We start from the raw sequence: 16,633 nt of genomic DNA, 5'->3' as shown, positions 1-16,633 counted from the left end.
CCTCGTTGTTGTGATTAAGTGAGGCCCACTATAGAAGCGCACGAAACTAAAGTAAAATCGATTAATCTTTCGTAAAGCGTAAGTTTAATTGAGGTTTTGCTGCCATGATCAATTACAAGCATCTGCATTACTTCCACGCGGTCGCCACCCATGGCACCGTGGCGCGCGCAGCCGAACAGCTGCACGTGACGGCGCAGGCGATCAGCATGCAGCTGCAGGTGCTGGAAGAGCAGCTGGGCGAGGAACTGTTCAAGAAGAAGGGGCGGGTGCTGGAACTGACCGAGGCCGGCAAGACCGTGCTGCGCTACGCCGAGCAGATCTTCGACCTCGGCAACGAGCTCGAACAGGCGGTACGGCGCGGCGCCTTCACGGGCGAGGAAACGCTACGGGTCGGCATCTGCGACGTGATCGCCAAGCCGATGGCCTTCCGCCTGCTGCAACCGGCGCGCGAAGCCGGGACGGCGATGCGTCTGATCTGCCGCGAAGGGCGTTTCGACGACCTGGTCGTCGATCTCGCCGCCCACAAGCTCGATCTCGTGATCGCCGACCAGGGCCTGCCCACCGGCGGCGCGGTGCGCGGCTATACCCAACTGATGGGATCGAGCACGCTCACCGTGTTCGGACACCCGGAGTTATGCGAGGAGTGGCCCGGCGAATTCCCGCAGCGCCTGCGCGACGCGCCCTTCCTGCTGCCGGGCCAGGACGCCGCCGTCCACACCCAGCTCAAGAGCTGGTTCGAGAGCCACGACCTGCGTCCGATCACGGTGGGCGAGTTCGACGACGGCGCCTTGTTGAAATCCTTCGCCTGCGCCGGCACCGGCTTCATGGTGGCGCCGACCGTGCTGTCCGAGATCGTGCAGCTTGAAAACGGCATGGTGCCGGTGGGCGTCATCGACAGCATCGTCGAGCACTTCTATGCGGTGTCGGTGGAGCGGCGCGAACGGCATCCGGCGGTGCGGCGCATCCTGGAGGGGGCGGGGGCGGTGTTCGGACGCGCGGACTGAAGCGGTTAAGCTGTAGCGGTAGCGCATCCGGTCTCGGCAAGCTCGCCCTGATTCGCTGTCCGAAAGCTGTCCTTCACGTGAGAAGCTGCAAGGTCATTCCCGCTTCCGGCGACGCCGGGTACTCTGTCCGGTGCGTCCTGCGCCCTTGCATCTGTTCGAACGGTGCAGTGCTAGGCGAACGGTGGTTGAACCAGAGTACCGGGTCCTTCAGGGAGTGCTGCAAGATGGCGTCGATCGTTGCTTGGTGTGGGTGCAGGTGTCGGGCGCCATTAGTACTGAACAGGTAATGACGGGCGTCGATGAGACCAAGGAGTTCGTCGGATATGTTATTGCTGCTGCCGTGGTGGGAGACCTTTACGGCATCGACTTCAAGGCGTTCCGCACCCTCCGGTAGAATCGCCTTGATCGAGCTCGCCAGAATATCCGCATGGGCATCCGCCAGGAACAGGCAGGATGCGCCTTTGAAATGTGCAAGGAATGCGATACTGCTGCCGTTGGCGGCCGAGTCGTCGACCTGACGGAATAATTCCTCAATCTCGTCCGTGCCTGCCTTGCCAAGCGTGCGCGCGCCGGCCTTGCGGTATCGACGGTCAGCGTGCAGACGCGCCAGCGTACGTTTGTCGTCGCCGGGAGCCAGGCCTGCCTTGCTCAAGTCTGTGCGCCATTTACCGCGCAGCTTGCCTAGCTTGTCCCTGTTCGGTGAAAGCAGGGTAATTTCCATTCCCCCCGGCAGCGTCATCGGCTTCTGCGGGACGTTCTCCATGATGACCGCTACGCCGTGGAACGACTTGTTCCATGCTTGTGGTGCATGTTTGCGCAAGAGCGCGCTCAAATACTCGCCGTCGCGTGCGCCAAGCGTATTTCCTAGAAGATGATGATAGCCATTGAACCAGATCTCGTCCGGATAGAACAGCCAGTTCGTCCGTGGTCCGGCCAGCATCCTCACCACGCCTTCGATGTGATCGCCGTCGATATGGCTGATGACTAGCAGTTCCACCGTACGATTCCTGGAAGGCAGGCACTTCCTCGCATGTTCGCACAGCGCCGGGAAGGTGTGGAACGGGCCCCCGTCGATGCAGATATGGTGGCGAGCATCGCCTTCGCCATATTCGATCCAGATGGCGTCGCCTTCGGCTGCAGGGAGCAGTGTGATGTCGAACATGAGGCTCCTCAATGGGTAAGCTGCCAGTCGGCGTCGCCAAACGCCATCACACCCAGTGCCAGCATGATGTTTTGCGCCAATGCCTTGCGGCGGAAGGTGCGCATGCATTCACCCAATGACCCATGTTTCTCGGCTGCCGTCTTGCACAAGGTGTCCACCAGGATCGTCGCCGCGTGTGCCGCCTGGTCCCCGTCGACGATGCAACTGGTGGCAACGACAATGGCTGCGCCTTTCGCCATGAACCGGCGCACGTGCGGGCTGAAATCCTGGCCTGCCTGGACCGTATCGCAGCCGAGCAGCAGGACGATCGGCGCTTGGCCGCCGGGATGGGGACAGACGTGTTCACGTCCGATCTCTTTCGTCCTCAGGTACTGCCCGCTGATCTCCAGCGAAGCATACGCATCCGCACCTCCAGTATGCGCCAGGCACAGTAGCAGGCGCGGGTTATCTTGCGTGACCCTGTCAACCCAGGCGGCCCAGTCCTGCACGTGTAGTGACGTGATGCCGGCCGCATTCAATGCCTCGACAAGCTGCTGCTCGGAACCGGCCAGCACCTTGCTGGTTCCGAGCAGCAGCTTGTCCCCGATCGCGATACTCTGGACAGCCCGGTCCGGCTCGCACTGCAGGTAGAAGTCACCGCCCGCGCCATGCTCCCCGCTCAACTGATGTCGTTCGATCACCTTACTGACGCCCCAGAAACCGCGCGGACAAATACGCTCCTTCGATCCGCCGCCGCAGGACGAAGGACAAACTCCCTCGGCGTTTTCCCAGTCGGGGCACAGTCTCGCCCCTTTGCCGGGTGCGTCGAAGTCGTATACGATCTCGAGCGGCAAGGTCGGCCCGTCGCGTGCTGTGACCAGTTGGATGTATTCCAGGTGCATGATGCCGGGATTGTTGCGAGGGCGCGCAATGCTCGTCTGTATCAGTTGCTCTCGCAAGTCGGCGCCTTGTACGGCAAGTTCACGCAGGAGCGCGACCGAATCCGGCGAGTTCAATTGCTCATACCGGCCTGGCGTACACCCAACGTGCGAAAGAATGTCGTTGAGTTGTTCGTGATAATCGTTGGCATTGAATCCGCGCACGACCCAGGCTGCCGAACCCGACAAGGCCACCAACCTCGGCTCTCCACCGGGCAGGTGATTCTCGACGAGTGCCAGGTCGAACTGGGCACGTTCGCGCAAGTCGTCGATGCGCATGCGCGCGCGAATCACATTTCCCAGCCTTGGGGTGGCCATGCGATTTGGACGCGGGACGACGTCAGCTCTCGACACCTGCCCCAGCAGGAGGGCTGTTTGGAGCACGCGTCCACGGAACAGGACGAGAATACGTGCTTCGAAGTCGCCTTCGGCGCGTGGAATGAATTCGAACGTGTGAACGCTGCTTGGCCCTTCCGGTGGCAGTTCGATGGTGCCGTGCAATGGGGCGTCGAGCTGGCGCGGTTCGGTCAGCCACACGTGCAGCATAGCGGGCTCATCGAAGCGTGTGTCCGGATCGGGAAACGCTTCTTCCAGGTTCTGCCCAAGCGTCTCTTCTGGCCCTATCCGTATTTCGATTCGTGCCGTACGCCCCAGCAAGAACCCTCGATCCGCCGGCCATGCCTGGCCGTCGAGCATGATCCAGGATTGCTGTTGCAGCACCCGCTCGACGCTGCGCGATATGGAGTCAGTGGATTTCCGGCGGTGTTCAAACTCCCGCGCGTGGCGCGCCAGCCGCCATGCGCGATGATACGGGTTGCCGCTGAGCGTCGCCCCACGATTGCTGCGCCTGCTCCCGGAGGGCCGGAAGGCCTCTTCCAGCTCGGCCAAGGAGCGATCCGCCAGTTCATCCGAAAGATGCGGCAGGATGTTCGCACCGTAGGTGTAGTGCCATGCCTGGTCGAAGCGGAAACCATGTGCGAGTCCGTGGGCCAGGCCTGTTGAACGATGGATGAGAGCGCGAAAATCGTCCGCATGGAAACACGCGTAACCGCTGCACTGGAGCGTGTCGAGCACCCGTCGCATGACGCTGGCGGAACCTTCGTAGCGCAACAGTACCATGTCCGCGCGAATCGGTAGCGGAGAAGTGTGAAGGTCTTCGAGCAGATCGTCGCCGCTGCCCGGGTAGATCAAAAGATCGCAGCGATCATGCACTCGTCCGAGCGTGAGGATTCTGGTAAAACGGTGCCCCCACCTGGCGTAGTCGAAAGCGTCCGAGTTCGTCAGCCCGTGTCCAAGCACGCCGACGCGCAGTGGCCAGTTCGATGCGAGCGGCCGTTTCTCCCACAGGCGAAAGCTGAGCGCGATGCGAACAGTGTCCGATATGTGTAGAGGGACCAGCCACTTATCGTCGAGCGTGCCGTCGGCGGCCTGTACGCGCAGCCGTAACGCCGGACCGCGCAAGTCCGGAATCGCTTCCCCGACGCAGCGGGCGAGATCGTCGGCGGAGAGGTCGAGTACTTTGTCGAGTAGTGCGGAACCCCAGTGGTCTGCCGGGACTCGCCAAGTGAGGTGCTGGTCCGGCAAAGACGGACGTAGTTGCTGGAAGTGTACCAGCCATTCGTCCGCTGTCTCCAGCAAGGGTTTGTTGTAGGCGTCGAGACGGCGCAAGGTCGCATACGCGTGTCCGAGACCGATCCAGGCCAGGGTTTGTTGTTCCGGTGCAGCTGTGCGCACCCAGTCGCGGCACCGGTCATAAAAATAGTCTTGATTCATGCGGCGATCAGGCGTGCAACGGGAATATGCTTTCTGGAAAGTAGTCCAGCTATCGTATACGGGCGCGCCAGCCAAGTCACCATCGATGCACGAAATAGCGACAGGCTCTTGCCGCTGCCTCGTGCCTGTGTGTCGGCCTGATTAGTCGCCCAGAAAACTCCGACAGTCTACAGAAAGCAACTCACACCACCGACCCCAGCTTGAAGATCGGCATATACATCGCAATCACCAGGCCACCAATCAGCACCCCCAGGATCACCATGATCAGCGGTTCCATCAGCGACGACAGCGCCGCCACCGCCTCGTCCACTTCCTCTTCGAAGAAGTCGGCCACCTTGCCCAGCATGGCGTCGAGCGAACCGGATTCCTCGCCGATCTGCACCATCTGGATGACCATGTTGGGGAACACGTTCGCGTTCTGCATCGAGATCGTCAGGCTGGTGCCGGTGCTGACTTCGGTCTGGATCTTCTTGGTCGCTTCCAGGTAGACGTCGTTGCCCGAGGCGCCGCCGACCGAGTCGAGCGCTTCGACCAGCGGCACGCCGGCAGCGAACATGGTCGACAGGGTGCGGGTCCAGCGCGCGATGGTGGCCTTGCGGATCACGGCGCCGAAGATCGGCAGGCGCAGCAGCAGGCGGTCCATCGCCTGCTGCATCTTGCGCGAGCGCTTCCAGGCCTGGAAGAAGAAGTACAGGCCGGCGAACAGCCCGCCGAAGATCAGCCACCACCATTCCACGACGAAGTCCGAGATGCCCATCACGATCAGGGTCGGGGCGGGCAGGTCGGCGCCGAAGGTCTTGAACACTTCCTTGAAGGCGGGGACCACCCAGATCATGATGATCGCGGTGACGACGAAGGCGATCGCGATGATCGAGATCGGGTACATCAGGGCCGACTTGATCTTGCCCTTGATCGCCAGCGTCTTCTCCTTGTAGATCGCCAGGCGGGTCAGGAGGTCTTCCAGGATGCCGGCCTGTTCGCCGGCGCCCACCAGGTTGCAGAACAGCGGGTCGAAGTAGACCGGGTACTTGCGGAAGGCGTTGTTCAGGCTGGTGCCGGTCTCGACGTCGTTGCGCAGGTCCATGATCAGCTTGGACATGGACGGGTTGGCGTGGCCCTTGCCGACGATGTCGAAGGCCTGCAGCAGCGGCACGCCGGCCTTCATCATGGTGGCCAGCTGGCGCGTGAACAGAGACAGGTCTTTCTCGGTGATCTTGCGTCCGCTGCGGTAGGCCTTCTTCTTGACCTTGGTGACCAGGATGCCCTGGCGGCGCAGCGTGACGTTGACGATCGCCTCGCCGCCGGCGCGCAGTTCGCCGCGCACCGTCTTGCCGGTCTTGTCCTTGCCTTCCCAGGCGTAGACCGCTTCCTTGACCTGCACGCCTGCGCGGTCGCGCTTTTGTAGGGACGTTGCCATAGTTGTCTTCTAGTTCGCTATTCGTTGGTGCAGCCGAGCACTTCTTCTAGACTGGTGAGTCCTTGTTTTACCTTCATCAGGCCGGAGCGGCGCAGCGAGTTCACGCCTTCCTTCTCGGCCTGCTCGGCGATCTGCATCGAATTGCCGTGCGCAAGGATCAGGGCCTCGATGGCCGGGGTGATCGGCATGATCTGGTAGATGCCGACGCGGCCCTTGTAGCCGGAGCCGAGGCAGCGGTCGCAGCCCACCGGGCCATAGGGCTTCCAGCCGCCTTCCAGGTCGCTGTCGCGGTAGCCGGCCGCGACCAGCACCTCGCGCGAGGTATCGAGCGGCTGCTTGCAGCTGCAGAGGCGGCGCGCCAGGCGCTGCGCCGTGATCAGGATGACCGAGGAGGCGATATTGAAAGGCGCCACGCCCATGTTCATCAGGCGGGTCAGGGTCGAGGGCGCGTCATTGGTGTGCAGGGTCGAGAACACCATGTGGCCGGTCTGGGCGGCCTTGATCGCGATGTCGGCGGTTTCCAGGTCGCGGATTTCGCCGACCATGATGATGTCGGGATCCTGGCGCAGGAAGGACTTCAGCGCCACCGGGAAGGTCAGGCCGGCCTTGTCGTTGACGTTCACCTGGTTCACGCCGGGCAGGTTGATCTCGGCCGGGTCTTCGGCGGTCGAGATGTTGATGCCGGGCTTGTTCAATACATTCAGGCAGGTGTACAGCGATACCGTCTTGCCGGAGCCGGTCGGGCCGGTGACCAGCACCATGCCGTAGGGGCGCGAGATCGCGTCCAGCAGCAGCGCCTTCTGTTCGGGATCGTAGCCGAGCGCGTCGATGCCCATCTGCGCCTGGGTGGCGTCGAGGATACGCATGACGGTCTTTTCGCCGAACAGCGTGGGCAGGGTGCTGACACGGAAGTCGATGCTGCGGGTCGGGCCGACGATCAGGCGCATGCGGCCGTCCTGCGGCACGCGCTTTTCCGAGATGTCGAGCTTGGCCAGCACCTTGATGCGCGAGACCAGCTTCTCGCGGATCGCCAGCGGCGGATTGGCATGGTCGCGCAGCACGCCGTCGACGCGCATGCGGATGCGGTAGTACTTCTCGTAGGGCTCGAAGTGGATGTCGGAGGCGCCCAGCTGGAGCGCATCCATCAGTATCTTGTTCAGGAAGCGCACGATCGGCGCATCCTCGACATCGCTCGCCGGGTCCGGCAGCGCGGCCGCCTGCGCTTCTTCCTCGGCGAATTCGATCTCGGCATCGTCGCCGACCAGCTCGTTCAGGCTGGCTTCGTTGCTCTTGGCCAGCTTGTCCAGCAGCTTGAGCAGGACATCGTGGGCCACGATCACCGGCTCCACCGAGGCCTCGCTCTGGAACTTGATCTGGTCCAGGGCCTGGATATTGGTCGGGTCGGACAGCGCCACCGACATCTTGTTGCCGCGCTTGGCCAGCGCGATGACGCGCTGCGCCTGCATCAGCTTGGCGTCGATGGCGGTCGCCGGGAGGGAGTCGGGCGCGAAGCAGGACAGGTCGAGCAAAGGGTAGCCGAAGGTCTCGGCGCAGAAGCTGGCCAGGGCGGCCGGCTCGATGATGCCGCTCTCGAGCAGGGCGTCGATGAAGGCGGTCTTGTCGGCGGCGGCTTTCTTGTGCAGCCCATCCGCCTGTCCCGGACTCAGCCGGCCAGCCTGCACGAGCGCCCGCGCCAGGCCCGACAAGGGCGCACCGGTGATCGTGTTGGGGAGGACTGCTGCCATAGGAGAAGGGCTGAAAGGACGGAGATTTACCCGGGATGGATTCTCTGGATGATGCCTACGGGCATCAAATTTGTAAAGCGTGCCGTGCCCCGGGAGATGCGTACGCGCCACGTAGACAGGCTGTCATGCGGGACTTTATGGTGCAGCCGATAATGCTTGTGGTTGGGGCGACAAGCATTATGGTTGAGCTGACAAGGAGGGGCTTGATGCAGTTCGAGCGGGTGGCTTGTTGGCAGATTAATTCCACCAATGACAAGTCGATCCGGCCGCCGGCAACTGTGCCTGCACGGCGCGGTGGACGATCCCGGCCTTGACCGCCCCGTCGGCATCGAAGATGCGCGCATTGCCCGTCAGGTTGCTGCGGATGTCGGTGGGACAGCCGGCGGCGGTGGTGGCCTCGAGGAAGATGCTGGCATAGCGCTCGGCGTCGAAATCGAGGCAGTCGCGCCACTCGGACACGCGCGAATGGTCGGCCGCGACCAGGCTGCCGAAACCCCAGTGCAGCGGGTGGATCAGGAAGCGCGTGCCGGGGCAGGCGTAACGTTTTTGCCCGGCCAGGAAGATGACCACGGCCACCGATTCCACGCTCCCGATATTGTGGGTGGTGAGCGGCACCGGCAGCGGCTTCAGGAAGAAATACAGGGCGAAGCCGGCCGTCATGTTGCCGCCCTCGCTGGACATGTGCAGTTCGATCTCGGTCGCGCCGTTCTGCAGCGCCTGCAAGCAATTGTTGCGAATGCTGCTGGCGGAATGATGGTTGATCGGTCCGATGAAATGAACGATATGCAATGCCATGGCTTCTCCCGACGCGATGAGATCGAGCATAGCAAGTTTCAGGCGCCGGCCGCGTCCGGATGCTAGCTGCCCCGGTAGGTGGAGTAGGACCAGGGCGTCATTACCAGCGGCACGTGGTAGTTTTGCTGGGCGTCGAAGATGCCGAAAGCGATCGTCACGCGGTCGAGGAAGCGCAGGTGGGGCGGGGGCAGCTCCACGCCCTGGGCGGCGAAGTAGTCGCCGGCATGGAAGACCAGCTCGTACTGGCCGGGCCGCAGCAGCTCGCCTTCCAGCAGCGGCGCGGAGCAGCGGCCGTCGCTGTTCGTGACCTCGGTCTTGATCAGGGTGCGGCCGCCCGAGTCGATACCGTACAGCTCGACCTTGACCCCCGCGCCGGGGCGGCCGTGGGCGGTATCGAGCACGTGGGTGGAGAGTTTGCCCATATCAGCGGAATGAGTGGAAGTATGCGGGCAATCATATACCGTTGTGCTTCCTGCAATATATGATCGCCGATATACCTGCCTCTTTCCGAGACCATGGACACTTACTCCGAATATCCGCGCGACCTGGTCGGCTACGGCCGCAATCCGCCGCATGCGCGCTGGCCCGGCGGCGCGCGCGTGGCCCTGCAGTTCGTGCTGAACTACGAGGAGGGTGGCGAGAACTGCGTGCTGCACGGCGACCCGACTTCCGAAACCTTCCTTTCCGAGATCATCGGGGCGCAAGCCTTCCCGATGCGCCACATGAGCATGGAGTCGCTCTACGAATACGGCTCGCGCGCCGGCCTGTGGCGGGTGCTGCGCCTGTTCGAGGACCGCGGCCTGCCGCTGACGGTGTTCGCCGTGGCGATGGCGCTCAGGCGCCATCCCGAGGCGGCCAGCGCCTTCCGCGAACTGGGCCACGAGATCGCCTGCCACGGGCTGCGCTGGATCTCGTACCAGAACGTCGACGAAGCGACCGAGCGTGCGCACATGTTGGAGGCGGTAGAGATCCTGCGCGAGCTGACCGGCGAAGCGCCGCTCGGCTGGTACACCGGGCGCGACTCGCCCAACACGCGCCGGCTGGTGGTCGAGCACGGCGGCTTCGCCTACGACGCCGACCATTACGGCGACGACCTGCCGTTCTGGCAGCAGGTCGAGACCAGCGACGGCCGGCGGGTGTCGCACCTGGTGGTGCCGTACACGCTCGATACCAACGACATGCGCTTCGCCGCCCTGCAGGGTTTTAACTCGGGCACCCAGTTCTTCGACTACCTGAAGGATGCCTTCGACGTGCTGTATGCCGAGGGCGACCCTGACGGCCTGGACCGCCCGAAGATGCTGTCGATCGGCCTGCATTGCCGGCTGGTCGGACGGCCGGCGCGCGCCGCGGCGCTGGCGCGCTTCCTCGACTATGTCCAGGGGCATGATAAGGTCTGGATCACGCGCCGCATCGACATCGCGAACCACTGGAAAACGCTGCATCCTTTCCTAAAATGAAAGGGCAGGGCGATTCTTAAGATATACGAATATATTGATGAGTAATATATAGATTATCTTATAAGTGGTGTGCATCCGGGTGGTAGCCTTCCGCCCTTGCCGCTTTTGCAGCCAAGAGAGAACAGAATGCCAGAGCCGATCCGCTTCTTTTACCGCGGCGCCGTCCACGAAGTCCGTGACGCGCAGCCGACGCAGACCATCCTGCAGCACCTGCGGGAGGACCTGCATTGCACCGGCACCAAGGAAGGTTGTGCCGAGGGCGATTGCGGCGCCTGCACGGTGGTGATCGGTTCGCTGGAAGGCGGCGAATTGCAGCTCAAGGCGGTCAATTCCTGCATCCAGTTCACGCCCACGCTCGACGGCAAGGCCTTGTTCACGGTCGAAGACCTGCAGCAGCCCGACGGCAGCCTGCATCCGGTCCAGCAGGCCCTGGTCGAGTGCCACGGTTCGCAGTGCGGCTTCTGCACCCCGGGCTTCGCCATGTCGCTGTGGGGCATGTACCTGAAACAGGAAAGCCATGGGCTTTCCGGCCGCCAGCCCTCGCGCTGCCAGATCGACGATGCGCTCTCGGGCAACCTGTGCCGCTGCACCGGCTACCGCCCGATCATCGATGCGGCCCGCCGCATGGTCGAGCTGCCCCCAAGCGCTTTCGACCGCGCCGCGCTGGCCGAGCGCCTGCGCGTCCTGCAGCGCACCCATGGCTTCACGTACGAAGCGCAAGGCGGGCGCTTCCACGTCCCGCGCACGCTCGCCGAGCTGGTGCAGCTGCGCAGCGCATTCCCGCAGGCCCTGATGCTGGCCGGCTCGACCGACGTCGGCCTCTGGGTCACCAAGCAGATGCGCGAGCTGAACGACATCATCTACCTGGGCCAGGTGGACGAACTCAAGACACTGGCCGAATCCGGCGACACCCTGGAGATCGGCGCGGGCGTGAGCCTGAACGATGCCTACGCGGCCATCTGCCGCCACTATCCGGATGCGTTGACGGAGATGTGGCAGCGCTTCGCCTCGCTCCCGATCCGCAATGCCGGCACGCTGGGCGGCAACGTCGCCAACGGCTCGCCGATCGGCGACTCGATGCCCTGGCTGATCGCCCTCGGCAGCCAGGTGGTGCTGCGCGGCGCCGCGGGCGAGCGGGTGCTGGCGCTGGAAGATTTTTATCTCGGCTACCAGCAGAAAGACCTGCAGCCGGGCGAGTTCGTGCAGGCAGTACGCGTGCCCTTGCCAGGCGCCGGCCTGCGTTTTCGCACCTATAAACTGGCCAAGCGCTTCGACCAGGACATATCAAGCGTGTGCGCGGCCTTTGCCGTCACCCTCGACGGCGACACCGTGACCGCCGCACGCATCGCCTTTGGGGGCATGGCGGCCACGCCCAAGCGCGCCGCCAAGGCCGAAGCGCTGCTCATCGGCCAGCCATGGAACGAAGCTTCGCTGCGCGCCGCCATGAACGCGCTGGCCCAGGATTACGCGCCGCTGAGCGACATGCGCGCCTCCAGCGCCTACCGCATGCTGGCCGCGCAGAACCTGCTGCGCCGCTTCTGGTTCGAGACCCGCCTCGAGAATCCGCTGCCGGTCGGCGCGCTCAATGCCTTCGCGGCCGCTTGAGAGGAGAACGGACATGAACGACGCAGGCACCACCATCCTCGACGCGGCCCAGTGGACCGAAGTCGGGCGCGCCCGCCCGCACGAATCCGCCGTGCTGCACGTGCTCGGCCAGGCCACCTATACCGACGATATCCGCGAAACCGCCGGCACCCTGCATGCGGCGCTCGGCCTGTCGGGCCGCGCCCATGCGCGCATCCTCGGTATCGACCTGGACTCGGTACGCGCCAGCCGCGGCGTGGTGGCGGTGCTCACTGCGCAGGATATTCCGGGGCTGAACGACTGCGGCCCCATCATCCATGACGACCCGATCCTGGCGGACGGCCTGGTCCAGTACGTGGGACAGCCGGTCTTCATCGTCGTCGCCGACAGCCACGACAACGCGCGTCGCGCCGCCAGGCTGGCCAGGATCGACTACGAAGACCTGCCGGCGATCCTGACGCCGCAGGAGGCGCGCGCCGCCCAATCGTACGTGCTGCCGCCGATGCGCCTGGCGCGCGGCGACGCGCAAAGCGCCTTCGCATCGGCGCCGCACCGCGTGAAAGGCGAGCTGTATGTCGGCGGCCAGGAACAGTTCTACCTCGAAGGCCAGATCGCCTACGCCATTCCCGGCGAAGACCACGGCATGCACGTGTACTGCTCGACCCAGCACCCGAGCGAGATGCAGCACGTGGTGGCGCATGCGCTCGGCCTGCATTCGCACCACGTGACGGTCGAGTGCCGCCGCATGGGCGGCGGCTTCGGCGGCAAGGAATCGCAGTCGGCGCTGTGGGCTGCGGCGGCGGCGATCGCAGCTAGGCGCACGCGCCGCCCGGTCAAGCTGCGCGCCGACCGCGACGACGACATGCTGGTCACCGGCAAGCGCCACTGCTTCCACTATGAATACGAAGTCGGCTACGACGGGGAAGGGCGCATCGTCGCCGCGAAGGTCGACATGGTCACGCGCGCCGGCTTCTCGGCCGACCTGTCCGGTCCGGTGGCGACGCGCGCCGTCTGCCACTTCGACAACAGCTATTACCTGTCCGACGTCGAGATCCGCGCCGCCTGCGGCAAGACCAACACCCAGTCGAACACCGCCTTCCGCGGCTTCGGCGGACCGCAGGGCGCGATCGCCATCGAATACGTGATCGACGAGATCGCGCGCAACCTCGGCCGCGACCCGCTCGACATCCGGCGCCTGAACTTCTACGGCCGCAGTGGCAGCAACGAGCGCAATGTCACGCCCTACGGCCAGACGATCGTCGACAACGTCATCCACGAACTGGTGGCGGAGCTCGAGCAGACCAGCGAGTACCGCGCGCGCCGCGCTGCGATCGAGGACTTCAACCGCGCCAGCCCCGTGCTCAAGAAGGGCCTGGCGCTCACCCCCGTCAAATTCGGCATCGCCTTCAACGTCACCCACCTGAACCAGGCGGGCGCGCTGGTGCACGTCTACGTGGACGGCTCGATCCTGGTGAACCACGGCGGCACCGAGATGGGGCAGGGCATCAACACCAAGGTGATGCAGGTGGTGGCGCACGAACTGGGCGTGGACCTGGCGCGCGTGCGCGCCACGGCCACCAATACCAGCAAGGTCGCCAACACCTCGGCCACCGCCGCCTCGACCGGCGCGGACCTGAACGGCAAGGCCGCGCAGGACGCCGCGCGCAAGATCCGCGACCGGCTGGCCGCCTTCGTGGCATCGCAATTCGGCGGCGATCCATCGGAAGTGCGTTTTGCCGACGACACCGTGTTCGTGAACGGAGAAGCGCTGCGCTTCGGCGAAGTGGTGGCCAAGGCCTACCTGGCCCGGGTGCAGCTGTGGTCCGACGGCTTCTATGCCACCCCCGGCCTGCACTGGGACCCGAAGACCATGAACGGGCATCCCTTCTCCTACTACGCCTATGGCGCCGCGGTGTCGGAAGTGGTGGTGGACACGCTCACCGGCGAATGGAAGCTGCTGCGCGCCGATGCGCTATACGACGCCGGCAATTCGCTCAACCCGGCGATCGACATCGGCCAGGTCGAAGGCGCCTTCATCCAGGGCATGGGCTGGCTCACCACCGAAGAACTGTGGTGGAACCCGGCGGGCAAGTTGATGACGCATGCGCCCTCGACCTACAAGATCCCCGGCGTTTCCGACTGCCCGGAAGACTTCCGCGTGCGCCTGTTCCGGAACCGCAACGTCGAGGACAGCATCCACCGCTCCAAGGCCGTGGGCGAGCCGCCGCTGCTGCTGCCGTTCTCGGTGTTCTTCGCGATCCGTGACGCCATCTCCGCGGTCGGCGGGCACCGGGTGCATCCGCCGCTGAACGCGCCGGCCACCTGCGAAGAGATCCTGAAGGCGGTGGCAGCCGTCGAAGCGGCGAGCGCTTGATGAGCGATTGGCTGCAAGACTGGTTGCCAAATGAGGAACTGCACGCGCCGGCAGTGCTGGTGACGGTCGCCCGCGTCGAGGGCTCCGTCCCGCGTGAGCCGGGCGCGCGCATGCTGGTGGACGCGCAGGGCTTTCGCGGCACCATCGGCGGCGGGCACCTCGAGCACCGGGCGCTGGAAATGGCGCGGGCGATGCTGGAGCAGGGTGGGGGGCAGGCGCATGTCGAGCGTTTTCCGCTGGGGCCGAAGCTGGGGCAGTGTTGCGGGGGGATTGCGTGGCTGGCTTTCGAGATGGCGGATGCCGAGCAGATTGCATTGCTCAATAGACGACGGAACGAAGATACGTGGCGCGTTGTTCTTGTAGGGTGGGCGGGTTCCCCGCCCACGCGTTCAATAGACGGAAGCTCAGCCGCGAATTCAACTTTGGCTGAACGCGTGGGCGGGAGACCCGCCCACCCTACGTCCTTGTTCGATGCTAACGGGCGACTGCTTGCCGGCGGCGACGCTCCCGCATTCGACCGCACTGCAGGGACTCATCTCTTCCAGGACGCTGACAATCGCCTCTGGCTGCTTGACGCCGTCCTCGCCCCGCGCGCCCACCTGATGCTGTTCGGCGCCGGCCACGTCGGCGCCGCCATCGTCCGCGCGCTGGCCGAACTGCCCTGCCGCGTCACCTGGGTCGACGAGCGCGACGAGCTGTTCCCGGCCTCGATCCCGGCCAACGTCACGGTCGAAGCGACCGACACCCCCGAGGTGCTTGTTGAAAAAGCACCACACGGCACCACCTTCCTGGTCATGACCCACAGCCACGCACTTGACCTGCAGCTGTCCCACGCGATACTGTCCCGCCCCGGCGCAGGGGATTGGTTCGGCCTGATCGGTTCGAGCACCAAGCGCCGCCAGTTCGAGCACCGCCTGCGCGAACGCGGCATCGATGCCGCGCGCCTCGACGCGATGGTCTGCCCCGTCGGCTTGCCCGGCATCGAGGGCAAGGCCCCGGCCGTGATCGCGGCCTCCGTGGCGGCCCAGCTGCTCCTCGTGTGGGAAGCTTGCGCCCGCCAGCCAGACGTTTCAACGGAATTTATCTAATGTCCACCGCACCCAATAACGTGCAAGCCTACCGTGCGAGCTTGCTGCATTTTCACGCCGACCCGGCTTTCGACAGCGACGCCTACGCCTGGCACGAGGACGGCCTGCTGGTCGTCGAAGACGGCCGCGTCAAGGCGGCGGGCGATTACGCCGCCCTGGTCGGCACGCTGCCGCCAGGCGTGGCCCCGCACGACTACCGCGGCCAGCTCATTACTCCGGGCTTCATCGACACCCACCTGCATTACCCGCAGACCGACATGATCGCCTCGCCGAGCCCGGGCCTGCTGCCCTGGCTGGAGACCTACACCTTCCCGACCGAGCGCCGCTTCGAGGATCCGGCGCATGCGCGCGCCACCGCCGAGTTCTTCCTCGACGAGCTGCTGCGCTGCGGGACCACCACCGCCGTGGTGTACTGCACCGTTCATCCGCAATCGGTGGACGCGTTCTTCGAGGCCAGCGAGGCGCGCAACTTGCGCATGGTGGCCGGCAAGGTGCTGATGGACCGTCATTGCCCGGACTTTCTGCGCGACCTCGAGGGCGGCGTCGGCGCCAGCGCGGACCTGATCGAGAAGTGGCACAAGCGCGGCCGCCAGCTGTATGCGATCACCCCGCGCTTCGCCCCCACCTCGACCGACGCCCAGCTGCGCGCCACCGCCGAATTGGCCCAGGCCTACCCGGACACCTTCATCCAGACCCACGTCTCGGAAAACAGGGACGAGTGCAAGTGGGTGGGCGAACTGCATCCGCAGGCGCGCAGCTACCTGGACGTCTACGAGCGCTTCGGCCTGATGCGTCCGCGCGCCCTGTTCGGCCATTGCATCTGGCTGGACGACGAGGACTTCGCGCGCATGGCGGCCACGGGTAGCGCGGCGGCGGTGTGCCCGACCTCCAACCTGTTCCTCGGCAGCGGCCTGTTCGACTTCGAGAAGGCCGACAGCGCACGCACGCAGCTTGCGCTCGGCACCGACGTCGGCGCCGGCACCTCGTTCTCGATGCTGCAGACCATGAACGAGGCCTACAAGGTGGCGCGCCTGAAGGGCAGCTACCTGCCGGCCGCGCGCATGTTCTACCTGGCGACGCTGGGCGCGGCGCGCGCCATGGGCCTGGAAGGCACGGTCGGCAGCTTCCGGCCGGGCACGGAAGCGGACTTCGTCGTGCTCGACCCAAGCTGCACGCCGCTGCTGGCGCGCAGGACGAAGCAGCTGGACTCGCTGGAAGAACTGCTGTTCGCGCTGGCGCTGCTGGGGGATGACCGGGCCATCCGGGCGACTTACTCGGCCGGCAGGCAGGTCCACGCCCGCGACGCGTGATACCAGT

At 64.8% G+C, this 16,633-nt stretch carries 12 protein-coding genes; 6 read left to right on the top strand and 6 right to left on the bottom strand.

The features are described 5' to 3' along the window. The first annotated feature begins 104 nt into the window (after positions 1 to 104). A complete protein-coding gene (locus B2R83_RS13180; protein ID WP_292041967.1) occupies positions 105 to 1,004 on the top strand; it encodes a LysR family transcriptional regulator in 900 nt (299 codons plus the stop codon). 73 nt (positions 1,005 to 1,077) lie between these two features. On the opposite strand, the gene B2R83_RS13175 is transcribed toward B2R83_RS13180, so the two are convergent. From B2R83_RS13175 to uraH, 6 genes are all read right to left on the bottom strand, one after another. After that, positions 1,078 to 2,166, bottom strand: coding sequence for a hypothetical protein (locus tag B2R83_RS13175; RefSeq protein ID WP_292041964.1), 1,089 nt, complete (start codon positions 2,164 to 2,166; stop codon positions 1,078 to 1,080). An 8-nt stretch (positions 2,167 to 2,174) separates the two neighbouring features. After that, positions 2,175 to 4,856, bottom strand: a complete 2,682-nt coding sequence (locus B2R83_RS13170; protein WP_292041962.1) for a hypothetical protein — start codon at positions 4,854 to 4,856, stop codon at positions 2,175 to 2,177. A 181-nt stretch (positions 4,857 to 5,037) separates the two neighbouring features. After that, on the bottom strand, positions 5,038 to 6,273 hold the full coding sequence (locus B2R83_RS13165; protein WP_292041960.1) for a type II secretion system F family protein: 1,236 nt from the start codon (positions 6,271 to 6,273) through the stop codon (positions 5,038 to 5,040). Positions 6,274 to 6,290: 17 nt separating this feature from the next. Next, positions 6,291 to 8,018: a type IV-A pilus assembly ATPase PilB gene (pilB, locus tag B2R83_RS13160; RefSeq protein WP_292041958.1), complete on the bottom strand. Its 1,728-nt coding sequence runs from the start codon at positions 8,016 to 8,018 to the stop codon at positions 6,291 to 6,293. 237 nt (positions 8,019 to 8,255) lie between these two features. Further along, positions 8,256 to 8,813: an ATP-dependent Clp protease proteolytic subunit gene (locus B2R83_RS13155; RefSeq protein ID WP_292041955.1), complete on the bottom strand. Its 558-nt coding sequence runs from the start codon at positions 8,811 to 8,813 to the stop codon at positions 8,256 to 8,258. 62 nt (positions 8,814 to 8,875) lie between these two features. Then, complete coding sequence (uraH, locus tag B2R83_RS13150) at positions 8,876 to 9,235, bottom strand: hydroxyisourate hydrolase (RefSeq protein WP_292041952.1); 360 nt, start codon at positions 9,233 to 9,235, stop codon at positions 8,876 to 8,878. Positions 9,236 to 9,328: 93 nt separating this feature from the next. Between uraH and puuE the strand changes: the two genes are divergently transcribed. The 5 genes from puuE to guaD all read left to right on the top strand — a co-directional run bounded on the left by puuE (position 9,329) and on the right by guaD (position 16,626). Continuing rightward, the gene (gene puuE / locus B2R83_RS13145) at positions 9,329 to 10,270 is read left to right on the top strand and encodes an allantoinase PuuE (RefSeq protein WP_292041948.1); all 942 of its coding nucleotides are present in this window, start codon (positions 9,329 to 9,331) and stop codon (positions 10,268 to 10,270) included. A gap of 126 nt (positions 10,271 to 10,396) precedes the next feature. Next, complete coding sequence (gene xdhA, locus B2R83_RS13140) at positions 10,397 to 11,875, top strand: xanthine dehydrogenase small subunit (RefSeq protein ID WP_292041945.1); 1,479 nt, start codon at positions 10,397 to 10,399, stop codon at positions 11,873 to 11,875. A 13-nt stretch (positions 11,876 to 11,888) separates the two neighbouring features. Next, entirely contained in the window at positions 11,889 to 14,228 is a 2,340-nt protein-coding gene (gene xdhB, locus B2R83_RS13135) for a xanthine dehydrogenase molybdopterin binding subunit (protein ID WP_292041942.1), read from the top strand. Beyond that, positions 14,228 to 15,316, top strand: a complete 1,089-nt coding sequence (gene xdhC, locus B2R83_RS13130; protein WP_292041932.1) for a xanthine dehydrogenase accessory protein XdhC — start codon at positions 14,228 to 14,230, stop codon at positions 15,314 to 15,316. Before xdhB ends, xdhC begins: the two co-directional genes overlap by 1 nt. After that, positions 15,316 to 16,626, top strand: coding sequence for a guanine deaminase (gene guaD, locus B2R83_RS13125; protein ID WP_292041923.1), 1,311 nt, complete (start codon positions 15,316 to 15,318; stop codon positions 16,624 to 16,626). The genes xdhC and guaD overlap by 1 nt, the downstream gene beginning before the upstream one ends. Positions 16,627 to 16,633 lie beyond the last annotated feature (7 nt).

Source organism: Massilia sp. UBA6681 (assembly GCF_002454935.1).
Lineage (GTDB): Bacteria > Pseudomonadota > Gammaproteobacteria > Burkholderiales > Burkholderiaceae_D > Telluria > Telluria varians.
The sequence above is the reverse complement of the archived record's forward strand: the minus strand, read 5'-3'. Positions and strand labels throughout refer to the sequence as shown.

Coding starts and splice junctions, on each gene's coding strand:
- B2R83_RS13170 (WP_292041962.1), bottom strand. CDS start 4,856: ATGAATCAAGACTATTTTTATGACCGGTGCCGCGACTGGGTGCGCACA.
- B2R83_RS13165 (WP_292041960.1), bottom strand. CDS start 6,273: ATGGCAACGTCCCTACAAAAGCGCGACCGCGCAGGCGTGCAGGTCAAG.
- B2R83_RS13180 (WP_292041967.1), top strand. CDS start 105: ATGATCAATTACAAGCATCTGCATTACTTCCACGCGGTCGCCACCCAT.
- xdhC (WP_292041932.1), top strand. CDS start 14,228: ATGAGCGATTGGCTGCAAGACTGGTTGCCAAATGAGGAACTGCACGCG.
- B2R83_RS13175 (WP_292041964.1), bottom strand. CDS start 2,166: ATGTTCGACATCACACTGCTCCCTGCAGCCGAAGGCGACGCCATCTGG.
- puuE (WP_292041948.1), top strand. CDS start 9,329: ATGGACACTTACTCCGAATATCCGCGCGACCTGGTCGGCTACGGCCGC.
- B2R83_RS13155 (WP_292041955.1), bottom strand. CDS start 8,813: ATGGCATTGCATATCGTTCATTTCATCGGACCGATCAACCATCATTCC.
- xdhA (WP_292041945.1), top strand. CDS start 10,397: ATGCCAGAGCCGATCCGCTTCTTTTACCGCGGCGCCGTCCACGAAGTC.
- xdhB (WP_292041942.1), top strand. CDS start 11,889: ATGAACGACGCAGGCACCACCATCCTCGACGCGGCCCAGTGGACCGAA.
- guaD (WP_292041923.1), top strand. CDS start 15,316: ATGTCCACCGCACCCAATAACGTGCAAGCCTACCGTGCGAGCTTGCTG.
- pilB (WP_292041958.1), bottom strand. CDS start 8,018: ATGGCAGCAGTCCTCCCCAACACGATCACCGGTGCGCCCTTGTCGGGC.
- uraH (WP_292041952.1), bottom strand. CDS start 9,235: ATGGGCAAACTCTCCACCCACGTGCTCGATACCGCCCACGGCCGCCCC.